Source organism: Paenibacillus sp. sgz302190 (genome assembly GCF_059820445.1).
On the sequence record NZ_JBZYAO010000023.1, the window covers coordinates 89,360 to 111,314 of the forward strand.

At 53.8% G+C, this 21,955-nt stretch carries 16 protein-coding genes; 9 read left to right on the forward strand and 7 right to left on the reverse strand.

Features of this window, described 5'->3' with window-relative positions:
• Positions 1-81: 81 nt before the first annotated feature.
• From uvrA to AC6RNO_RS23425, 3 genes are all read left to right on the forward strand, one after another.
• Positions 82-2,964 carry an excinuclease ABC subunit UvrA gene (gene uvrA, locus AC6RNO_RS23415; protein ID WP_474684284.1) on the forward strand — a complete coding sequence of 961 codons (2,883 nt, stop codon included), beginning with the start codon at positions 82-84 and terminating at the stop codon, positions 2,962-2,964.
• Positions 2,965-3,638: 674 nt separating this feature from the next.
• A complete protein-coding gene (locus AC6RNO_RS23420) occupies positions 3,639-3,797 on the forward strand; it encodes a hypothetical protein (protein ID WP_474684283.1) in 159 nt (52 codons plus the stop codon).
• Positions 3,798-4,170: 373 nt separating this feature from the next.
• Positions 4,171-4,377 carry a DUF2759 family protein gene (locus AC6RNO_RS23425; protein ID WP_474684282.1) on the forward strand — a complete coding sequence of 69 codons (207 nt, stop codon included), beginning with the start codon at positions 4,171-4,173 and terminating at the stop codon, positions 4,375-4,377.
• A gap of 81 nt (positions 4,378-4,458) precedes the next feature.
• Here the strand turns inward: AC6RNO_RS23425 and AC6RNO_RS23430 are convergent, their stop codons facing one another.
• The 6 genes from AC6RNO_RS23430 to AC6RNO_RS23455 all read right to left on the reverse strand — a co-directional run bounded on the left by AC6RNO_RS23430 (position 4,459) and on the right by AC6RNO_RS23455 (position 12,480).
• Complete coding sequence (locus AC6RNO_RS23430) at positions 4,459-5,427, reverse strand: sugar phosphate isomerase/epimerase family protein (protein WP_474684281.1); 969 nt, start codon at positions 5,425-5,427, stop codon at positions 4,459-4,461.
• A 54-nt stretch (positions 5,428-5,481) separates the two neighbouring features.
• Positions 5,482-6,636: an MBOAT family O-acyltransferase gene (locus tag AC6RNO_RS23435; RefSeq protein ID WP_488437841.1), complete on the reverse strand. Its 1,155-nt coding sequence runs from the start codon at positions 6,634-6,636 to the stop codon at positions 5,482-5,484.
• Positions 6,637-6,754: 118 nt separating this feature from the next.
• The gene (locus tag AC6RNO_RS23440) at positions 6,755-7,657 is read right to left on the reverse strand and encodes an SGNH/GDSL hydrolase family protein (protein WP_497106947.1); all 903 of its coding nucleotides are present in this window, start codon (positions 7,655-7,657) and stop codon (positions 6,755-6,757) included.
• 88 nt (positions 7,658-7,745) lie between these two features.
• The gene (locus AC6RNO_RS23445; RefSeq protein WP_474684278.1) at positions 7,746-8,942 is read right to left on the reverse strand and encodes a class-II aminoacyl-tRNA synthetase family protein; all 1,197 of its coding nucleotides are present in this window, start codon (positions 8,940-8,942) and stop codon (positions 7,746-7,748) included.
• 6 nt (positions 8,943-8,948) lie between these two features.
• Entirely contained in the window at positions 8,949-9,206 is a 258-nt protein-coding gene (locus AC6RNO_RS23450; RefSeq protein ID WP_474684277.1) for an acyl carrier protein, read from the reverse strand.
• A gap of 55 nt (positions 9,207-9,261) precedes the next feature.
• Complete coding sequence (locus tag AC6RNO_RS23455) at positions 9,262-12,480, reverse strand: FG-GAP-like repeat-containing protein (RefSeq protein WP_497106948.1); 3,219 nt, start codon at positions 12,478-12,480, stop codon at positions 9,262-9,264.
• A gap of 238 nt (positions 12,481-12,718) precedes the next feature.
• Between AC6RNO_RS23455 and AC6RNO_RS23460 the strand changes: the two genes are divergently transcribed.
• Together AC6RNO_RS23460 and AC6RNO_RS23465 are read left to right on the forward strand one after the other, a co-directional pair.
• Positions 12,719-15,262 carry a U32 family peptidase gene (locus AC6RNO_RS23460; RefSeq protein ID WP_497106949.1) on the forward strand — a complete coding sequence of 848 codons (2,544 nt, stop codon included), beginning with the start codon at positions 12,719-12,721 and terminating at the stop codon, positions 15,260-15,262.
• A gap of 108 nt (positions 15,263-15,370) precedes the next feature.
• On the forward strand, positions 15,371-16,099 hold the full coding sequence (locus AC6RNO_RS23465; protein ID WP_497106950.1) for an AAA family ATPase: 729 nt from the start codon (positions 15,371-15,373) through the stop codon (positions 16,097-16,099).
• A gap of 254 nt (positions 16,100-16,353) precedes the next feature.
• Here AC6RNO_RS23465 and AC6RNO_RS23470 read toward each other — a convergent pair whose 3' ends face one another.
• Complete coding sequence (locus AC6RNO_RS23470) at positions 16,354-16,539, reverse strand: hypothetical protein (RefSeq protein WP_497106951.1); 186 nt, start codon at positions 16,537-16,539, stop codon at positions 16,354-16,356.
• Between the two features lie 798 nt (positions 16,540-17,337).
• Here AC6RNO_RS23470 and AC6RNO_RS23475 point away from each other — a divergent pair.
• Genes AC6RNO_RS23475 through AC6RNO_RS23490 form a run of 4 tightly spaced genes read left to right on the forward strand, consistent with a single transcriptional unit; the run spans position 17,338 to position 21,407 of the window.
• Positions 17,338-18,366, forward strand: a complete 1,029-nt coding sequence (locus tag AC6RNO_RS23475; RefSeq protein ID WP_474684272.1) for an ABC transporter ATP-binding protein — start codon at positions 17,338-17,340, stop codon at positions 18,364-18,366.
• Complete coding sequence (locus AC6RNO_RS23480; protein WP_474684271.1) at positions 18,359-19,075, forward strand: ABC transporter permease subunit; 717 nt, start codon at positions 18,359-18,361, stop codon at positions 19,073-19,075. The genes AC6RNO_RS23475 and AC6RNO_RS23480 overlap by 8 nt, the downstream gene beginning before the upstream one ends.
• 5 nt (positions 19,076-19,080) lie before the next feature.
• A complete protein-coding gene (locus AC6RNO_RS23485) occupies positions 19,081-20,475 on the forward strand; it encodes a GldG family protein (RefSeq protein WP_474684270.1) in 1,395 nt (464 codons plus the stop codon).
• Positions 20,472-21,407, forward strand: coding sequence for a DUF4340 domain-containing protein (locus AC6RNO_RS23490; RefSeq protein WP_497106952.1), 936 nt, complete (start codon positions 20,472-20,474; stop codon positions 21,405-21,407). Before AC6RNO_RS23485 ends, AC6RNO_RS23490 begins: the two co-directional genes overlap by 4 nt.
• Positions 21,408-21,955: the final 548 nt, after the last annotated feature.

Genomic DNA, 21,955 nt, shown 5'->3' on the forward strand with positions numbered 1-21,955 from the left:
CCATGCCGGTATTATTGATTAGAGCAGAGCGTCCGGATTTACCGGATGATGCGATAAGAGGACTTGAGAGGAAGGGTACCTGTGTCCAGAGACAATATCGTGATTAAGGGAGCGAGAGCTCACAATCTGAAAAACATTGATGTGACGATTCCGCGCGACCGGTTTGTCGTGCTGACCGGGCTTAGCGGCTCAGGCAAATCGTCGCTGGCTTTCGATACCATCTATGCGGAAGGGCAGCGCAGGTATGTGGAATCGCTATCCGCTTATGCCCGGCAGTTTTTGGGGCAGATGGATAAGCCGGACGTGGATTCGATCGAAGGCTTGTCGCCGGCCATTTCCATCGACCAGAAGACGACGAGCCGCAACCCCCGTTCCACTGTCGGAACGGTAACGGAGATTTACGACTACTTGCGGCTGCTGTTCGCCCGTATCGGCAGGCCGCATTGCCCTACGCACGGCATCGAGATCACTTCGCAGACCGTGGAGCAAATGGTCGACCGCATCATGGAGTACCCGGAGCGGACCAAGCTGCAAATACTTGCTCCCTTGGTATCGGGACGCAAGGGCGAACATGCGAAACTGCTGGCCGACATTCAAAAGCAAGGCTTCGTCAGGGTCCGCGTAAACGGCGAAGCGATGGATCTCTCCGAGAAGATCGAGCTGGACAAAAACAAAAAGCACAGCATCGAAGTCGTGATCGACCGGATCGTCGTGAAAGACGACGTTCATGCCCGTTTGGCGGATTCGCTGGAAACGGCGCTGAAGCTGGCGAACGGAAGAGTCATCGTCGATATTATCGACAAAGAGGAGCTGCTGTTCAGCCAAAACCTCGCTTGTCCGGAGTGCGGATTCAGCATTGAGGAGCTTGCTCCAAGAATGTTCTCATTCAACAGTCCTTTCGGGGCTTGTCCGGAATGTGACGGTTTGGGCAGCCAAATGATCGTGGACCCGGATCTGCTCGTTCCCGATAACAAATTGACCATAGAAGACGGCGCATTCGAGGCGTGGGCGGGAAGCACTTCGAACTACTACCCGCAATTTTTGGCTGCCGTATGCGATCATTACAAAATACGCCGCGACATCCCCGTATCCGAGCTGAGCAGCGAGCAGATGAAGGTTCTCCTGTATGGAACAGGCGGGGAGAAGATCCGCTTCCGCTATGAGAACGATATGGGAGCGTCGAAGGAAGCTCTCGTGCCTTTCGAAGGCATCATCCGCAATTTGGAGCGCAGATACCGAGATACGTTCTCGGACGGGATCCGGGAGCATATCGAATCATACATGAGCACCAAGCCCTGCCCGAAATGCAAGGGTCAGCGCTTGAAACCCGAGACGCTTGCCGTTACGGTCAACGGCAAAAACATCGCCCATGCTACGGCACTGTCCATCGGAGAGGCGCAGCAGTGGTTTGAGGGACTCGAACTGACGGACAAAGAGCGGGCCATCGCTCATTTGATTTTGAAAGAAATCAATGCCCGGCTTGGTTTCCTGGTCAACGTCGGTCTGGATTATTTGACGATGCACCGGGCCGCCGGTACGTTGTCCGGAGGTGAAGCGCAGAGGATTCGTCTGGCGACGCAGATCGGTTCCAGTCTGATGGGCGTTCTCTACATTTTGGACGAGCCCAGCATCGGTCTTCATCAGCGCGACAATACAAGACTGATCTCTACGCTTGAACATATGCGCAATCTCGGCAATACGCTGATTGTCGTCGAGCACGACGAGGACACGATGATGGCCGCGGATTACATTATTGATATCGGACCGGGAGCGGGTATTCACGGCGGTCAAGTTATCGCCAAGGGAACGCCGCAAGAACTGATGGAAGACCCGAATTCGCTGACAGGCCAATATTTGAGCGGCAAGAAATTTATTCCTATTCCGGCCCAGCGCCGCATGCCGAACGGCAAGTGGATCGAAGTGAAAGGCGCCAAAGAGAACAATTTGCGCAACGTCTCTATCAAAATACCCCTTGGTGTATTTTCGGCAGTGACGGGTGTCTCGGGTTCTGGAAAAAGTACGCTGATCAACGAGATCCTTTACAAAACGCTGGCCCGGGATCTGAACGGCGCGAAGGTTCGTCCCGGCGCATACAAGGAAATCAACGGGTTGGAACACGTTGACAAAGTGATCGACATCGATCAATCGCCAATCGGCCGTACGCCGCGCTCGAATCCGGCTACGTACACAGGCGTATTTGACGATATCCGCGACCTTTATGCGAATACAGGGGAGGCGAAGGTACGCGGCTACAAGAAGGGCCGGTTCAGCTTTAACGTGAAGGGCGGGCGCTGCGAAGCCTGCCGCGGCGACGGCATCATCAAAATCGAGATGCACTTCCTGCCGGACGTTTACGTGCCTTGCGAAGTGTGCAAGGGCAAGCGCTACAACCGCGAGACGCTGGAAGTGAAGTACAAGGGCAAAAGCATTTCCGAAGTGCTGGAGCTCACCATCGAAGACGGCTGCGAGTTCTTCAAGAACCTTCCGCGCATCCACCGCAAGCTGCAGACGCTGCTGGACGTGGGGCTGGGCTATATGACGCTCGGCCAGCCGGCGACGACGCTGTCCGGCGGCGAAGCCCAGCGCGTGAAGCTGGCGGCGGAGCTGTACCGCCGCAGCACAGGCAAGACGATCTACATCCTCGATGAGCCCACGACGGGGCTCCACATCGATGATATCGATCGTCTGCTGAAAGTGCTCCACCGCCTCGTAGAGAGCGGGGAGACTGTGCTTGTCATCGAGCATAACCTCGATGTGATCAAGACGGCGGACTATCTCATCGATCTGGGGCCGGAAGGCGGCAGCCGCGGCGGACAGATCGTAGCTACCGGCACGCCGGAGGATGTAGTGAAAGTGGCCGGGTCCTACACCGGCCAGTATTTGAAACCGATCCTCGAACGCGATCGCGCCCGTTCGGAGGATTATGCCAAGCGTCTTGAGGTGTTGGAAGACGCTGTCGGATAACACCAAAGCCCGGACCCGCGACACTTGTAAGTGTCGGTAGGGTCCGGGCTTTTTTACCGCCTAAACGTTTGTCACGTCATTTCGCCGAGCTGGGACAATCTCCTAGCAATGCGAAGAAAAATTGCTGCAAAAACTCTCATGACGCCGTGGACGTCACCCCACATAAAGAAAATAATCAGGTCTACCGTGTTATTTTCGTATAAAGTGCAGCTTTTTGCTCGTTAATACGCTGGCAGCGAAACATTCCTGCAAAAGTCATACTGTTGAAAAACCCCGCGTCAGAAGCGATACCCACAATCTGCCTGGCTGTACGAAGAAAACCTGCAAAAATACATGAATTTGCGTCCGTGATCGCTGGACACGAATAATTCCTGCAATTGTGCAGGCTTTTCAGCGGGGACATGGGCTCAGACCCATTTTGAGCGAAAATTCCTGCACTATCGCAGGCTTTTTGCCAAAACGGGCCACTTCCATGGAAAAAGCCTGCACTTTTGCAGGCTTTTCGGGTAAGCCTGGGAGATATAAGACATTTTTTGTTAAGATTTAACTGAATCATACAAGCTTCGACAATTTCAACCTCTTTCAAGACTACGGTAAACGGGGGTATAATTAAAGTGAATTATAGATTAATAATCGTAGACAGACACGGTTAAAGTAGATATGGAGGATTCCTCATGAAAATAACTTTTGAAATTCAACAACTGGTGGCGCAACTCGGCATTGATGCAGCTAGCTTCGAAGCATGGAAAGAACAAGAAATGGTACATAACGCCGATAGAAAAACCGTTCCCTCCGAAAAAAAGGGAGCTTCCGTATATGAATTGGTCATTTGAACAAAAGACGGCAGTTGAAAAGTAAAAGCAAGGGGGAAGTGCAGCAGCGGCCCGCTTGTTTTTTGTTTTATGCATATTGACAGCATGTCCGGAGTTATAAATATTTGAGGAAATGGACATTTTATACTTACGCTGCAGATTGGAGAAATCGCAGTTCATTAAGAAGAATCGTTCAATTGGTTCGTGAGTTCCATCGTGTCCATCAGCTCTTGTCTTTGAGTTAATGAATGGCAAGGGGTTTTTGCATGCAAATCTTGACAAAGTTGTTACACATACGGGGAATCACTTGATTCTTGTTCACATTCAGGCTAACATAGTAGTAAAATAGCTGAAACTGTGCCATGCACCGAGTTATCAAGAGGAGGGTTTCGCAATGTTATTCGCTGAAGAAGCGGCAGCAGCAACAACAAGTACATATAGTTCCTTTGATATTTACGTATTGCTCTTCACGCTCATTATCGCAATCGCTTTCGTCAGGCAATTGATTGCACCGAAGAAAAATTTGTTTGCACTTGGCTTCGCCACAGTCGCATTAATCGTATTCGGCATCATGGATGTCGTTATGATCAAAGGCTGGTAAATAAGCGTTAATGAACGAAACGAATCAATAAAGCCCGCAGTACCGATGAATCGGTAGCCTGCGGGCTTTTTGGCTGTGGTGTTACACCCACCACATCTCGCCGAGAGGTTCTTTGATGAGAACTTGCTGGAGGTTTTGCACGGCTTTGGAGAAGCCTTCATCGACGGACATCAGACCGTCTTCATGCTCGATGCTCACGACGTAATCATAGCCGACCAGACGCAGCGCGCTAATGATGTCGGCCCAAGTTTTCAGGTCGTGGCCGAAGCCTACGGAGCGGAACTGCCAAGCGCGGTCCAGCATGTTGGTGTAGGGCTGCATGTCGGTCAAGCCGTAACGGTTGACGTTGACCGGATCAATCGTCGTATCTTTAGCGTGGAAGTGGTGGATTGCTCCGGCGCGGCCGAGAATTTGCACCGCTTGCACCGGATCGATACCTTGCCACCACATGTGGCTTGGATCCAGGTTGGCGCCGATCACTTCGCCTGCCGCTTCGCGCAGACGAAGCAGCGTCGCCGGCGTATGTACCGAGAAGCCGCCGTGCAGCTCGAGAGCGATTTTGATGCCGCGGTCGGAAGCGAATTTACCGGTCTCAGTCCAGTAAGGAATGACTTTGTTTTCCCATTGCCATTTCAGCACGTCCTGGAAATCGTTCGGCCAAGGGGCTACAGGCCAGTTTGGATATTTGGCATCCTCGTGGTCCCCTGGACAGCCGGAAAACGTTGTAACAACCGGAACTTCCAGGCGCTGAGCCAGTTCAACGGTTTGAATAAATGTATCGTGGTACTCTTTAGCGATTTGTTTTTGCGGGTGCAGAGGGTTGCCATGGCAGCTGAGCGAGCTGATCGTCAATCCGCGGGATTCCACCGCTTTTTTGAACGCTTTCAATTTACCTTCGTCGGCAAGCAGCTCTTCCGGTTTGCAGTGAGCGTTGCCCGGGTATCCGCCGGTTCCGATTTCAACGGCATCAAGACCTTTTGCAGCTACATAGTCCAGAGCTTCCTCAAAAGGCTTGCCGCTGAACAGAACCATAAAAACGCCTAATTTCATTAGGTTACACCTCCATAAATGGTAAAAAAAGAACCACTACAAATTATACCACCACTACAAGCCAAAATGAAGCAAGCCCTTGTAGATTCTAAACACGGTTTCATAATTGGAGCTGTAGATGATGACCGAGAACGTAACGAGCGCCTGGGTAATCAAGCACCTCGTATAAAAATAAGCTTTGGACACTTTCTTTTTGTTCACCGTCGTCAGCTTGAACAAGTTTTCCAAAGCGAGAATAATGCCGTGGTACAGGCCGTAAAAGAAGTACAGCCACGTGAAGCCGTGCCATAGCCCGATCGACACCATAATGACGATGGAAAGCCCGGATGCGAGCTGGCGGGATGGGGCTTTGCGCGAGAAAAACATAAAAATATGATCGCGGAAAAAGTCGCCCAAAGTGGCGTGCCAATTCCGCCAAAACTGGGTCATGGAAGGCGACAGGAACGGTTTTTTGAAGTTTTCCGGCATCGTATACCCCATAAGCCGTCCGAAGCCGATGGCGATATCGGAGTACCCGGAGAAATCAAAATAAATAAGCGCGTAAAACCAGATCATCAGGAACAAGGACTGGTGCGTATGCAGATCCTGCTTCAACACTTCGTTGAAAATCCCCATCATCCACGTCACGACGACCAGCTTCTTGAACAACCCGAGAATAATCCGCTTCACGCTGTCCTCAAAAAGCGCCGAATCGACCTTATAAGGCTGCTTCGTATCCGCCATAAAATCGCGAAACTTCAAAATCGGGCCGGATGTGAACGTCGGGATGAACAAAATATAATTGCAGTAATCAATGGCGGGCACTTCGCCGTCTTTGCCGAAAAAGTACGCGAAATAATAAGCGTCGATCACTTTCAGGACGTTATAAATGAGTCCCAAATAAATAACCGCGTCAAAAAGCGGGTTGTGGAACACATCCATGACGAAAAGCCGGACCCCAACAAAAACGCCGACAACATTAGCGGCGATCGCAAAAATAAACGTCGCCTTCCGGCGAACGTTCGTTCTGCAAAGGTAAACAAATCCGCCGTAATTGATCAGCGTATACACGGCGTAGAACAGGCAGAGCTTTATGCTGAACAGCAGCAGGAAGCACAAGCTGAATACGATCATGAGTATTCTTTTGTTATTCGCCCACTTGCGCGTGAGCATCAGAACGGCGATCATGCCGGCCATGGCGACAATCGCGTTCATGTTCATATAAAACATGGCTGCAGAACTCCTCGTATATGCTGCTGGAATAGCCGTAGCATCTAGAATTTCTCGTAAATAAACAAGCCCTTGCCGGTGAAATAAATCAATACCAGGTACAGCATGACGAGATAGATCAAGATTTCGCAGGTTTTTCTAACGATTTTAGCCATGCGTCAACCTCCTTCGTGAAAAGCGGCGCCCCGTCTTCGCGGTTCAAATGAACAAGGTCGTGAAAATATTTGGGTTCGTAGCGGTCCATCACATCAAGCGTCGGCACATTTGCCGCCTGAAGCTGAGCATTTACAGCTTGCTTGAGGGATGCGACATAAGGCGGCTGGGCGTACGCTTTGTTCCAAGGCATCCAGACGACGCGCAGCGGAAGCCGGTGCTCTCCCGCATAGCGAATGACCCACTGCATCGCATCGAGATTCGCCTGAAAGTCCTTCAGCGCCATCCAGCCGAACCGCTTGTCGTAATCGGCCCATTTCTCTTTCAGCGCGGCATCGTCCTGGCGGCCGGGGTACAGCTCTTTATCGATCCAGCGCGGCTCGTAGGCCAGACTGCCTTTGAATAAATTTTTGGCGAATTCTTCGCCGGAATCCCGGAAATAGTCGCGGTACGTGTAGACGTACGGCTGGTACCAAGGCTTGAACCACTGGTAAGTCGGGTCGGTTTGCAGGCTGTCGATCATCGTATGCACGTCGATGCCGATCACAAGCTCGCCTTGGAACTGGTACAGCTTGCGGTCCAAAATTTCCTTCAAATCGGTAATTTTCCCGTACGACAAGCCCATTTCAACGAGATGAGCGTCCGACTTTTCTTCGATGTAGGAAGCCGTAACCGAGGAATTACCGAAGAAAACCGGCCCCGATTGGGACCAGCCGTGGTGATAAAGCGTTTTGGTAAAATCGTTTTTGTAAAAACGGCGCGAGCTGACCATCGGGTTCCACCATGAAACCAGCAGGTCGGAAAGCACGAGAGCCAGCAGCAGGCCGAGAATAAAGCTGTTTTTCTTAAGAAAAGCCGCAAACTTCACAGGATATCACTCATTATCAGGTGGATTGGACTGCATGATGAAATCGACAATTCAGAGCATCCGTCGCACGAGGGCGCTTCACTTACAGCTACAGCGCCTTCTCCTGCCATGCATGGTACTGTTCGCGGAAAGCCGCCGGCCACTGCTGCTCGTCCAAGCCGTACTGCGCGAGGAAAGCGAAAGCCCAGCGCTCGATGCCGAAGCCGACGCAGCCGGTCACGGCGTTGCGCTTGCCCATTTTGATATTGAAGGCATTGCCGAACGTATTGCTGTGGAAATTCACGGAGCTGCAGGCGATCGACTTGTTAATATGCGGAATCGTCAAGCGCAGTTCGTATTTCATCTCCTGGTTGCGTTGGAAAGAAGCTTTTACCTGGAAATCGTTCGTAAAGAACGGATCGTTGGCAATTTCCAGCAAGCTGTCCACGTTCCATTCCACAGCCAGCTCTTTCAAATATTCGATCGATTTGAGGCGGTTTTCCTTGACGAAATCAGGCTTGCCGACAAAAATAATTTCCCGCATCGAGAAGTCGAGCAGCCTGCCGAAATCGCTGTGGTTTTTGGATTCGAAGCGGTGGCATTTGGCAATGGCCGTAACAACGATGCCTTCGCCTTCGAGCGTCTCGTCCTGCAAGCCCTCGTAGCAGTGATAGCAGGTGGAAGGGTTCATCGTAAAGTTGGGCTTCGGCATGCTGCGGTCAAGATCCAGAACGTGATCTTTATTCCAGCCGCCGGCTTCGCGGATCGATTGGGAGAAGGACTCGATAATGTCCAGATCCTCACGAAGGTGCGTCAGGAAATGAATATGTTCCGGGAACGACGTGAAATGATTCGTTTTGTTCAAAGTTTCGGCATGAATGACGGCAGGATAAGATTCCTCCTGAACGCCTTCAAAGCGGTTGGCGATTTTGGTCACAAAGGAGTAATCCAGGAAGCGCATCAAGCTGGAAAACGGCTCGCGGAAAATAAACAATCCCGGCTCCAGCACTTTAATGGCTTTGCGCTCAACCAATTCGGCAACGATATCGCCTTCGTACGGCGTATCGACTTTGTGTTCGAACAAAATGTTTTCCTTGAAGCCAAAATCGCCCTTGGAAAAGCGCTCGATCAAACGCTCGATACGCTCGGCAATGACCTCGTTGCCTGCCGGCGATTCATGTTCAATATGGATGTGGCCGTCAGCGATGCGAATGTCGCGAATATGCTCGTCGACGAAAGCGGAGGCGTATTTGAGCTGTCCATGCTGGCTTTCAGCCAACCGTTCCAAAGAAATGACACATTGCATGCAAAGTTACCTCGCAGTCTTAAGGGATATGAAATCGGCGATTTCCCGAACCGTGTTCAGCGGATACAGCATCAGATCCTGATTCGTCACCTGGATGCCGTATGTTTTTTCGATATGGGCAATGAGCGCGGTAGCGCCGATGGAATCAATAAAACCGTAATCGAACAGATGGACGTCAACGCCGAAATCGTCGTCATCCTCTTCGATTTCATAGCGCTCGCGAATGTGCTGCTCCAGCTGTGCTACAAGTTCTTCGTTGGACATGTTGGAAAGCCTCCTGATTCAAGTAAAGTAAAAGCAAAAGGAAGGCGGCGTTCCTTTAAGGTGACTGCGCCTTCGCAAAGGTAAGACGGGTGAGATCCCCGTACCGGGTAATCGTATACGTATGCGCCTGGGCGTCATGCTCGATTGTGGCGTCCGCGGCATCGAAGCGCAGTTCGTCCGGGCTGTAAAGCTTGATTTGCTGCAAGCCCGCAGATTTCAGTTCCAGCTCGTATGCGTCTCCTGCCTTCTTGCTGAGGGAGAACGGTACGTTGGAGCGGATCATGTGAAAACGGTCGTCGTTCCGGCTGATGCGAAGCGTAGTCTCCTTCGATACGCCGACATAGAACCGGGTATCCTGAGCGCTGTAAATATCGGAGTCGCTTTGCAAAGAGTATTGGGCGAATCTGGCGCCTTTTTCCACGACGACTCCAAGCGTACCGGCATATTCGCCGGCAAGATCGGGCACTTTGGCCGTGTTCGGCGTCAGCGTCGCATTCCAGTGCGGATTGCCCCCCGCGATAACATCCTTCAGCCTGTCCCACGCATATACGGCCCACGGGCGGCTGACGCGGACTTCGCTTTTCATTGCGGCCAAAAACGATTTGGCCATCTGCGTCTCGGTCATGAAGTTGTAGTCGTGCTGCGTCCGCAGTTTATCGAAATAATCGGCGAATTCGGTTAAATCCGCGATTTTTGCAGGTATTGGAAAATGGTACTCGATGTGCTCGAAATAATCAATCGGCATATCGAGCTTGACCATGGATTCAAAAATGTCGGTTGTGGCGTAATCGCCCTGCCGCAGCACAGGCGTCGGCGCATGAATAAGCATCGTCTCTTCGGAACCCTGCTTGTCTTGCAGCAGGAAGGGCAGCGACCAGATCGAGTCAGGCCGGGGAATGACCGGCGATTCCGACGGCAGGAAGCCGAAGTTGTACCACATCCCTTGCGCCTGCTCGCTGAGCAGCGTCTGCTGACGTTCCGGATTGTTGATGCGCCACGTGTGCTGATTCGTACCCGGATGCAGCCACGGGATGCCCAGCTTGTCAAAAGCTTGCTTTTGCAAGGTCAGTTCCTGGCGTTCCTGTTCGGCACTTTTGAAATTATGCACGAACACGTGCGGATTCAGATCCAGATGATTGTTTTTGGCATACTGGATAAACTCTTTAAGCTGCGCCTGATAAGGAAACTGCGGATCGTCGATCGGAACCGAAGAACCGAATTCGACGCCGCCGACGATCAGGTCGTCTTTGCCGTCATGGTTGAGATCGAGCCAGAGCGGAACCGAGTAATGACCGGCAACCAGTGCGCGGTTGCCCATCTGGTTGAGGGTTGCACCCTCAAGGGGACCCTGGAGCGTCCAGGCGCCGTCTGCGCCCTGGAGGTAGATCAGCAGGTCCCCTTCATTGCTGCCGACCACAAGGTCCGGTCGGCCGTCGCCGTTCATGTCGCGCACCGCAGGCGCGGCATGGGTTCTGCCGCCGGGCAGCCGGAACAGCTCGCGGCCCTCGCCCAGCACAAGGGCACTAGCGCTGCTGCCCTTGTACAAATAGACGCGGCCGTCCGCAGCGCCGGCCACGAGGTCGAGCTTGCCGTCGCCGGTGATGTCGGCGACGGCTACCGCTGCAGGCCCGCCGGGCAGCTGCAGCGGCTTGCCGCCCGCGCGCAGCGCCGCGGGCTTGCCGAAGCTGCCGCCTGCAAGCTGCGGCAGCACCTGCACGGCCCCGGACTCGTCGGAGACGAGGAGGTCCGGGCGCCCGTCCCCGTTCACGTCAGCGGCGTGAACGGTGGTGTAAGGCTTCAGCCGGAGCGGCTCGCCCGACTCCAGCTTCAAAGGCACCGGCGCGGCGAACGTGTCCGGCAGCGCCACGCCCTCCGGCGGCGGCTCGCTCGCGTACGCCGCCGGGTCAGGCCCTTGATTCGTGTACACGTACACGAATCCGTCGGCGCTGCCGGCTAGCAGGTCGATGCGGCCGTCGCCGTTCAAATCCGCGGCGGCCGGGTACGCGCGGTAAGGCAGCTCGATCGCGCTCGCCAGATCGCGGTACTGCGGGAACACGGCTTGCCGCAGAGGCTTGCCGCCGCTCATCACGTGCAGGCCGCTGGCGTAGCCCGAGCCCGGCAGTTCGCCGGCGAACGCGGGCTTCGCGTTCGTCCCGGTGTTCAACTGCACGGTCAGGCTTTCGCGCCACTGGCCCCAATAAAACGCGCTGCGTACAAGCGTAAACGAGGGGATCTCGTTATACTTTTTGAGCAGCTCGGCCCAGGCGATGCCGTCCTTTTGCTGAATCGCCGGCATCGCTTCAAAATGGTTCTGAAACGCCATCGCCGGGCGTCCGTACGGGCCGAGCACTTTTTTGACGCTGTAGCCGAGCGTTTCCTTGGAGACGTACGCCAGCATTTCGCTGCGGAACTGCATATTGGCGGCCGCGAAGGCGAAGTTGAAGTACGGCTGCAGGGGCAGCTCTCTTTTGTTGAAATAAGCGCTGCCCGGCGCCGGTTTGCTCTCGGCCTTGTACTTGGCCGCAAGCTGGGCGAAGCCTTGAGCCGGGTCCATCCCGCTCTGCATGTCGTAGCCGGTCGGGAAATAACGATTCGGAAGGAACGCGCTGCTGAGCAGCACCGTGCCTTTGCCGGCTTGATTCCATGTACATAGCGCAAGCCCGTTCATCGAAACGACCGTCTGCGCGGAAGAAGGAACGAGGCCATACCCCCAGTCAAACCCGGGCAGATCGGTCATGGCATTGTGCTTGAAGTAACTGTCTGCAAACAACCTGAACACCTGCTGCAAGCTTTGCAGATTGTAGCTGACATCAGGGTAGCCGAAGCTCGGCGCCGCCGCTCCTTGCGCTCCTTGGCTGCTTGGCGCCCCGATTTTCTCCACCTTGCCGGCGCCGAGGAATTCGGGCGGGAAGCTGGCGGCAAAACCGTTCTCAAGCAGCAAGTGGCCGCCGTTGTTCACGTACTTCATTAATACGGCCGCGTCCGCCTGCCAGTCGGCTTCCTGCCGCAGCGCAGGGTCCAAATAAATCGCGTCGTATTTGCTCAAATTGCGCGCTGACAAGCCGTGCAGGCCGGCTTTTTCAACGATCAGATTCGCTTGCAAGGATTGCTGAAAATTTCCGTACGCCGCAGAGTCGTAGGTGTCCCCGCCCGTAGCGTAAAGCAGCTTGACTTCGTCGGTTTTCGGAACAAAAAAAAGCACCGAAACAATAAGAATAAAAGCAAGGACGATACCGGCAACCAGCTTGAAAAAACGAATTTTCGACAAAACCAAAGTGGTATCCCTCAATTGCTGTAGTGGTAACTATCCTTGCCATTATAGCATTTACTCCGGGGTTTGTTAACTTGTGCAAAGCCTCCCCGGGAGGGAAGACCGGCTTGTCCGGAAAGGGGCGCGTGCCCGAATTCGCCTGGCGGGTTCTTTCCAAGCTCCCTCTATGGATTCCCTCCCTCTCTTTCTGTTACACTAAAGAATAAATATAGAAATGTTATTTGCGAAAGGATTTGCTGCCATGCGTACGTTACGCAGAGAAGATATAGAATTGCTGGCTCCGGCCGGAGATTGGGATTGCCTGAGAGCCGCTGTGGCTAACGGAGCCGATGCCGTATTTTTCGGTGTCGAAAAATTTAACGCCCGGGCGCGCGCGCACAATTTTACGATGGACGAACTGCCGGAGATTATGTCGTTTCTTCATCTATATGGAGTCAAAGGTTTCCTCACGTTCAACATCCTCGTTTTCGAGGAGGAGCTGGATGAGGCGAAGCAGTTGATCGACGCTTGTGTCGATGCGGGCGTCGATGCGGTCATTGTGCAGGATCTCGGTCTTGTGAAAATGATTCGCGAAATTTCGCCGGATTTCCCGATTCACGGCTCCACGCAGATGACGATCACCTCGCCGGAGGCGGTCGAGTTTACGAAGCCGTTCGATATCGAACGGGTGGTGCTCGGGCGCGAAAACAACCTGAAGCAGATTAAGCAAATCGGAGATCAGGCCAAGCTGCCGATGGAAGTGTTCGTGCACGGGGCGCTGTGCGTGTCCTATTCGGGGCAATGCCTGACCTCGGAAATGTGGGGCGGCCGCTCGGCGAACCGCGGAGAGTGCGCGCAGGCGTGCCGGCTGCCGTACGATTTGATGGTCGACGGCGTGCAAAAGCCGATGGGTGACATCGCCTATTTGCTGTCGCCCAAAGATTTGGCGGCGCTGGAGCTGGTGCCGGAGCTGATTGAGGCCGGCGTGACGTCCTTCAAGATCGAGGGCCGGTTGAAAAGCCCCGAGTATGTCGCCAACGTCGTGAGCAAGTACCGCCGCGCGATCGACCGCTATTTCGACGGCGAGAACCCTCGCCCGACGAAGGAAGAGCTGCGCGAGCTGGAGCAAAGCTTCTCGCGCGGGTTCACGTTCGGCTTCCTGCAGGGGACGAACAACAAGCAGCTCGTCGAGGGGACGTATCCGAAGAGCCGCGGTGTGTTTGTGGGCCGCGTCAAGCAGATTTTGCGCGACGGGGTGATTTGCGAGCTGGAGGCGCCGCTCAAGCGCGGCGACGGCATCGTCTTCGACGCGGGGGACCCGACGAAGAAGGAGGAAGGCGGCCGCGTGTACGACCTGCGCCGCAAGGGCGTGAAGCTCGAAGGCGAGGCCGAGGGCGGCCTGATCGAAATCATTCCGGGGCGGAATGATGTGAATTTGGGTAGGCTGCACGTCGGGGACCGCATCTGGAAGACGAACGATCCGCATTTGGACAAGCGGCTGCGCCAAACGTTCGAGACCGACAAGCCTTACCGGACGTTCCCGGTCAGCGTCACCGTCACCGGCGCCGAAGGCGAGCCGCTGAAAAGCTGGTGGACGGACGTCCGCGGCGGCCATACCGTCTTTGTCCAATCCGAGCTTCCGCTCGTACGCGCGGAAAAACGGCCGATGGACGAAGCGCTCTTTCAGGAGCAGTTCGGCCGGCTCGGGGGCACGATCTACGAGCTTGCCCAGCTGGAGCTGTCGCTGAACGGCGAGCTGATCGTGCCGATGCGGGAGCTCAACAGCATGCGCAGGCAAGCTGTCGAACTGCTGGAAGACGAGCGCCAGAAGCCGCGTTCGTATCAAAAGCGGCACATCGGCGTCTACAGCGATGTGCTCGCCGCGGGGGCAGCAGGTGCCGCGCCTGCCGCGCCTGCTGCGTCCGGGCAAGCCGTGGACCGCACGCAAGTGGAACTGACTGCGCTGTGCCGCAATCTGGAGCAGGTCAAGGCCGTGCTTGAAACCGACGTGAATTTCATTTACGCGGATTTTGAGTTCATCAAGCAGTTTCCGGCTGCGGTCGAAGCCGTTCATGCTGCGCGGCGCAAAATCGCTCTTGTAACACCGCGTATCCATATGCCCGGGGAGACGGGATATTTTAACAATATATTGAAGCTTGCTCCGGATGCCGTACTGGTGCGCAATACCGGCGCTGTATATTATTTCCTGAAACAACAGCGGGAGCGCGCGAACGGTCCGCATCCGCAGCTGATCGGGGATTTCTCGCTCAATGTGGCTAATCACAAGACGGCTGCGCTGTTCCTGGAAGCGGGGCTTTCCAAGGTGACGCCTTCTTACGACTTGAACATCCAGCAAATGGTCGATCTGCTGCGCCGCACGGATACGTCCAAGCTGGAGGTAGTCATTCATCAGCATATGCCGATGTTCCATACGGAGCACTGCGTGTACTGCACGTTCCTGAGCGAGGGAACGAACTATACGAACTGCGGCCGTCCATGCGAGGAGCACAGCGTATCGCTGCAGGACCGCGTCGGCATGTCTCATCCGGTTCGGGTGGACGAAGGCTGCCGCAACACCGTGTACAATGCGATCGATCAATCCGGGGCGGAGTATTTGAGCCATTTTATGGATCTGGGCGTGCGTACTTTCCGGGTTGAATTTTTGGAGGAGACGCCGGACAAGGTGAAAGAAGTGATTTCCTTGTACCGCCGTGCGATCAGCGGGCAAATTAGCGGCACCCAGGTGTGGAAAACGCTGAAAGCTACCAACCAACTGGGAGTTACGCGGGGGCAACTGGTAAAATAAAGAGTCGTATAGACTGCGGGGAACTCTCTATCATAATGAAGGCATGGTTTGGCGTTTCGCACCGCATGCATCTCCCGGCGTGCGGTCGACCGCATGGAGGAGAATGCAATGTCTTTAAAAAGCTTGACCATTCTAAAGGAAAAAATGGTTCATTTCCAGGAGTATCCGTTCTCTTTGCCATTGATAAAAAGATTGGAATCCATTGAGTTTTCAAGCAATGTCACATTTTTTGTGGGCGAAAACGGCTCCGGCAAATCGACATTGCTTGAGGCAATCGCGTATCAATGCGGATTCAATACTGCCGGCGGGGGACGGAACAACGCCTATCATGTGGAATCCTCCGAGGCGGCATTGGGCAATTACGTGAGGTTGTCCTGGTTCCCCAAAGTAACAAACGGATTTTTCCTGAGGGCGGAGTCGTTTTACGAGTTTGCTACCCACATCGATCAAATCGGGAGGTACGAATCGTACGGAGGCCGCTCCCTCCACAGCCAGTCTCACGGAGAATCGTTTCTCAGTTTGTTCAACAACCGGTTTAGAGGCAAAGGGATCTATTTGTTAGACGAGCCCGAGGCGGCGCTATCGCCGGCAAGGCAGTTGTCTTTGCTCAGAGTAATCAAGGATCTGTCCGGGGATTCGCAATTTATTATCGCGACCCATTCGCCCATATTAATGGGATACCCGGGCGCTCAAATTATAAATTTCGACGGCGATCCGATTTCGCAAATCGTTTATGAGGATACCGATCATTACCAGATTACCCGGCGTTTTCTGGAAAACAGGCATGCGATGCTGCGCCATTTATTCGACGATTCGGACGACGAACGGGATACGTAAGACGCCCGGGGACTGTCGAAAGACCTGATCGGTATACCCGTCGGCCGGCACGCAGAGGCAGGAGGCAGGAAACCTGCAAAAGCGTAGAAAACCCGCAAAAGTCAGACTACTGCAAACCCGCACGTTAGGAGACAGCACATATCTGCTCGGCAACTTGGACAAGACTTGCGAAACTTGGAGAAAACCTGCAAAAGTGCAGTTTTTTGCTCGTGAATACGCCGGCAACGAAAAATTCCTGCGAAAGTGCAGGCTTTTCATCGCTCACCCGGCCTTAGACCCGTTTTAACCGGAAATTCCTGCACAATTGCAGGCTTTTCGTCAAAACGAGCTACTTTCACGGAAAAAGCCTGCACTTTCGCAGGTTTTTCGTTGAAACGAGCTACTTTTACGGAAACTTCCTGCCCAATCTCAGACTTTTCACCAAAACTAGCCACTTTCACGGTAAATTCCTACCCAATCCAGGCTGTAGAGAAAGTCCAATGGATTTGCCCTTAGATTCATTTTATGAGGGGAGCTTCCATTTACGTTAGGAGACAGCACATATCTGCTCGGCAACTTGAAGAAGACTTGCGAAACTTGGAGAAAACCTGCAAAAGTGCAGTTTTTTGCTCGTGAATACGCCGGCAACGAAAAATTCCTGCGAAAGTGCAGGCTTTTCATCGCTCACCCGGCCTTAGACCCGTTTTAACCGGAAATTCCTGCACAATTGCAGGCTTTTCGTCAAAACGAGCTACTTTCGCTGAAAAAGCCTGCACTTTCGCAGGTTTTTCAGCTTGCTAAGCCACGTTGCGAATGGCTGCGCCCCCAATTAGCGCCACTTCCGGCAGCCTTAACAAAGCCCACCCATGCCGCCGGGCTGCACCCATAACGCGCATTATTCTCAAGATAGTGCCGCGACTTTCTCGGGCGGTCTGACAATCGCAGATTTTGCGGGCTGCCACTTTAACAATGAGAGCTGCTGGGGCAGCTCTTTTTTTCGTTTGCATGGACCTGCTGCATTCAAGCCAATATTGCGATCGGACATCCTCCATACATTTAGGCGGAAATATGTCCGGTCACTTTTCAAGATGCCATGGATTGGGCATGATGGGAGTATATCCCTCAAATTCCTAACTTTGTTCACATTTTAGTCACAATTTTTTAATCTAATTTTCAGATTGGCTTAAGGTTGGCTTATTGTTGCAAAGGTATAGTGATGAGGGTTTCTATGAACGAGTGTATGAAATGGAGGGTCATTCATGCTTGAGGTCAAACAGGTCAGCAAGCTCTATGAGAACCAGCGCGGCGTGCATAACATCGATTTTTCGATGCAGCGCGGTGAAATCGTCGGCTTTCTCGGGCCGAACGGCGCCGGTAAAACTACAACAATGCGAATGATTACAGGATATGTCAACCCGACGCGCGGGCAAATACTTGTGGACGGGTTTTCGATGGCGGATCACCCGAAAAAGGCCCGCCGGAAGATCGGCTATTTGCCGGAGACCCCGCCGCTGTATCCGGAGATGACGGTGCAGTCTTACTTGAAATTTATCGCGAACCTTCGCGATGTGCCTGTCCGGGAGCAAAAGCTGCGCGTGGGCGAAGCTATAGAGAAGCTCGGATTGCAAGGACGCGAGAAGCAGGTCATCCGCGGCTTGTCCAAGGGCTACAAACAGCGCCTGGGGCTCGCGCAGGCGATTCTGCACAAGCCGGATCTGCTTATTCTGGACGAGCCCACGTCAGGGCTCGATCCGAAGCAGATCATCGAGATCCGCCAGCTCATCCGCGAGCTGGGCGAGAATCATACGGTGCTGCTGAGCACGCACATTTTGCCTGAAATCAACACGCTGTGCAACCGCGTGCTGATCATTAACGCGGGACGCGTCGTGCTCGACGAGCGTCCGGAAAATCTCGGCCGCACGATGGGCGAGACGTTCGAGGTATCGCTCGAGGTCAAGGGCCCGCGCGAGCGGATCATTGCCGAGCTGAGCGGCCTGGAAGCCGTGGCCGGCGTGAAGGAGCTCGGCGGCGCGGAAGACGTGTCGGACGAGTCCGCCGTATCCGGCATGGAGGCTTCCGAATCCGTGAAGCTGCTCGTGACGTCCGCAGACCGGTCCGATATTCGGGAAGCGCTGTTCTTCCGTCTGGCCGAGGCGGGCTACCCGATTTTGGAAATGAAGCGGGAAAGCTTGAGCCTGGAGGACATCTTCCTCAAGCTGACGACCGACGAGCCGGCAGCGCAGGATTCGGCTCACGATGGCGAAGAGGAGGTGGCCGCCGATGCGTAGAGTATGGGCGATTTGCTCCAAGGAGCTGCAAATGTATTTTTATTCGCCCGTTGCGTACGTGGCGTTCGCATTTTATGTGGTGCTGTCGAGCTTTTTCTTCTACGTCAATTTTGTCGCCGGACAGCCGCCGATTGTCGATGCCCGTTACGTGGTCGGCAACACTACTTTTATCTACCTGTTCATCATCCCGCTTTTGACGATGCGGCTCGTAGCCGATGAGTTCCGTCAAGGGACGGATGAGCTGTTATTGACTTCGCCGGCCGGGATCGGGGAAATTGTTTTCGGCAAATATTTGTCGGCATTGGTCGTACAATTAGGTCTGGTTGCCATCAGCCTGATTTATCCGCTCATCATGTCGGCATTCGGGACTCTCGACAAACCGATTTTATGGCTGTCGTATCTCAGCATGTTTTTGCTTGGCTGCGCGATGATGGCCGTCGGCTTGTTTGCGTCCAGTCTGACGAACAATCAGATGGTGGGCGGCATCGCCGGATTCGTCATTTTGCTGCTGCTGTGGCTGCTGGATTGGCTGGGCGACAGCTTTGGCGGCAAGCTGAAGGAGTGGGTCGGTCAATTTTCGCTGACCAGCCATATGGCGAATTTGCAAAAGGGCGTTTTGCACGGCGGAGACATTCTGTTCTACATCACGCTGGCAGCGGTGTTTATCGTGCTTAGCATACAAGTACTCGAAAGAAAGCGCTGGAGGTGAGAAGGGTGAACAAGTGGATACGGGGTACCAATGCGACTATTTTGTCAATCGCCGTTATCGGCATTTTCATCATTCTGACGATTTTTCTTCATTCGCTCAAAGGCTTCCAGATTGACTTGACGAAAAATAAAAGCTTCACGCTCTCCGACCAGACTGTGAACACGCTGAAAAATTTGAAGCAGGACATACACATCATCGCCTTCACGAATTCCGGCCAGCAAAGTGCGGATGATTTTCTCACGAAGCAGGTTACGGATTTGGCGGAAGAGTACAAAAAACAGACGAGCAAAATCACTTTCGACCAATACGACATGCTGAAGCAGCCTTCCATGGCGAAGCAGTACGGCGTCGATCAGAGCGGAACGCTTGTGTTCGAGATCGGTGACAAGAAGAAAAATATCAACTTTTACGAAATGTTCAACGGTCAGCAGGATGGCTCGTATACGTTCAGCGGGGAGGAAAAATTTACGCAGGCCATCAACAGCCTGACCTCCACGGAAAAGCATACCGTCTACGTGCTGTCCGGCCACCAGGAATACCCTCTTACCGCCATGAGCGTGCTCAGCAGCAGCTTGCAGGGTGAAAATTACGATGTGAAGGACCTTAACCTCTACCGCGAGGGCAAAATTCCCGATGACGCGCAAATGCTGCTGCTGCTCGGGCCTCAAACGGATTTGAACGATAAGGAAACCGAGCTGATTAACGCCTATTTGAAAGATAAAGGCAAAATTTATATTGCCCTGGGCTTTAACAAGGACATGGCGACGAAATGGAAAAATATCGATTCCATCATGAATACGTTCGGCGTTCAGGATCAGCATGCGGTGGCGATTGAAACGAAGCAAACTTCTTTGTTCGATCCGCTTACCATTATTCCAGAGTACGGTTCCCACGATATTACGAACAAATTGTCCAGCTACAATCTGGTGACGATCATGTCGCTCGCGATTGCGCTGAACTCGGATGAAAGCAATACGAACTGGACGAGATCGCTGCTGCTCAAAACGACGGACAAAGCTTACGGGGAAACGGACATTAATCTGCTGACCCAGTCCAAGACGAAGCAGGATGCGAATGACGTGAAAGGCCCTCTGAACCTCGGTTACGCGATCGCGAGCAAGGATAATAAGCCGAAGGCGGTCATTCTGGGCGGTTCCACGTTCCTGCTTGACCAGGATATTCAAAATCAGGGCAACAAAGACTTTGCTTTGAACAGCATCGGCTGGCTCCAAGAGCAAAAAGAGCAGGTTACGATCCGCCCGCGTGAAGGGGCAGCCATTCAGCAAGCCGTCATTACGGCCAGCCAGGCGAATACGATTTTCCTGACGACGGTGGTGTTCCTGCCGATTCTGTTCCTGGTCATCGGGGGTCTCATTTGGTGGAGGAGGAGACGGGGATGAAAAGGTTTATTCCTACGATTCTGTTAGTCGTCGTTTGCATCGGAGCGTTTTGGTACGCTTCGAGCAAAGACTTCTTTCGAGAGAAGAAAGAAGAACCGAAAGCCCTCGTTTCGATTCAGCAAGAGCAGGTGCAATCCTTAAGTTTGCATACAGCGCAGCAGCAGATCGAATTGAGCCGCAAAGACAGCGGCTGGGCTATGTCGAAACCGTCCGCAGCGCCGCTGAACACGAACCTGGTGAACAGTTGGCTTGATGCGTTCGGGCTGGTCAGCCAGGAAAAAGCAGTCGAAGACAACGCCGCGGATTTGTCCAAGTACGGGCTGGATCAACCGTCTCAAGTGTATGAAGTGACGATGAAGGACGGCTCCAAAAAAGGGTTGCAAGTCGGGGCGGCGCTTCCGATCCAAGGGTATTCTTACGTGAAAACGGAGAATTCACCGGCTGTTTATCAGGTTAGCGACCAGTCGCTGTCGCAGCTCAACAAGGCTCCTCTGGATTTCGCCGAGACGAGTCCGATTCTGTTCGACAACGACAAGGTGCAGAGCGTCAAGCTGACGTGGAAAGGCCAGACGTGGACGCTGACGAAGACCGACAAGGACAAGGTTACTACGGAGGCGAACTGGAAGCTGGGAGACAAGGAGCTGAAAGGGGCGGACGCCAGTCCGCTGCTCAATCAGCTGACCTTCCTGCATACGGCGCAGCTTCCGCAGCCTGCGGCGTCCCAGCCGACGGCAGGCGGCGAGCTTAAAGTGGAACTCGGCCTGACTGCCGATGGCAAGGATACCACGGAAGTCTATGAAGGAAAGCTGAGCCAGGACCAAGTTTGGCTGGCCAAACAAGGCGGCGAGTGGTCCTACGCGCTGACCGCAGCAGACGTGCAAAAATTGGCCGATGCCTACGCCGGCAAACCTGCGGGGACTGCATCGCCATAACCCCAAAACGACTACCCCCATTCCGGGAGGATAGTCGTTTTTTTTCGCCGGAGCGGGTCGTCCGAAGATCAAGACTGGCGCAGCCCGCTCTTCCCGACGCTGACCTCTTCCCGGATAGCTGCTTGCACGGGGAGTAGTCATGAGGCGGCTTGGCAGGCCAGGCCGGGAGGAAAACCTGCGCGGATCGTGCGGGAATTTCCTGCGGAGCCCCAGCGCAACACCGCGTGCAGCACCCAGCGTGCGGTGCTGCGCTGCATGTCGGCGGTCGGCCGACCACATTGCTGCACAATTGCAGGAATTTATCGTGGCAAGCGCGACTTGGAGCAAGAACCTGCAAAAGCCAGAGTGTCGAGAAAGTCGCGACACACTTTCAGGGCTGCCGGAGGGGGCTTGATTTTAGAGTGCAGCCATATGTGTACGTGAAGCGGCTTGGCAAACTTAAAAGCCTGCGAAAGTGGAGCGACCAAGCATAGGTCGAGTGAGGTAGCAGGTGGGAACCCTGCTTGGAAAGGTGTTAGCCACATCACCAATAACGAGTCTTGGAACGA

Coding starts and splice junctions, on each gene's coding strand:
- AC6RNO_RS23475 (WP_474684272.1), top strand. CDS start 17,338: ATGCTTGAGGTCAAACAGGTCAGCAAGCTCTATGAGAACCAGCGCGGC.
- AC6RNO_RS23450 (WP_474684277.1), bottom strand. CDS start 9,206: ATGTCCAACGAAGAACTTGTAGCACAGCTGGAGCAGCACATTCGCGAG.
- AC6RNO_RS23420 (WP_474684283.1), top strand. CDS start 3,639: ATGAAAATAACTTTTGAAATTCAACAACTGGTGGCGCAACTCGGCATT.
- AC6RNO_RS23445 (WP_474684278.1), bottom strand. CDS start 8,942: ATGCAATGTGTCATTTCTTTGGAACGGTTGGCTGAAAGCCAGCATGGA.
- AC6RNO_RS23465 (WP_497106950.1), top strand. CDS start 15,371: ATGTCTTTAAAAAGCTTGACCATTCTAAAGGAAAAAATGGTTCATTTC.
- AC6RNO_RS23480 (WP_474684271.1), top strand. CDS start 18,359: ATGCGTAGAGTATGGGCGATTTGCTCCAAGGAGCTGCAAATGTATTTT.
- AC6RNO_RS23490 (WP_497106952.1), top strand. CDS start 20,472: ATGAAAAGGTTTATTCCTACGATTCTGTTAGTCGTCGTTTGCATCGGA.
- AC6RNO_RS23435 (WP_488437841.1), bottom strand. CDS start 6,636: ATGTTTTATATGAACATGAACGCGATTGTCGCCATGGCCGGCATGATC.
- AC6RNO_RS23425 (WP_474684282.1), top strand. CDS start 4,171: ATGTTATTCGCTGAAGAAGCGGCAGCAGCAACAACAAGTACATATAGT.
- AC6RNO_RS23460 (WP_497106949.1), top strand. CDS start 12,719: ATGCGTACGTTACGCAGAGAAGATATAGAATTGCTGGCTCCGGCCGGA.
- AC6RNO_RS23430 (WP_474684281.1), bottom strand. CDS start 5,427: ATGAAATTAGGCGTTTTTATGGTTCTGTTCAGCGGCAAGCCTTTTGAG.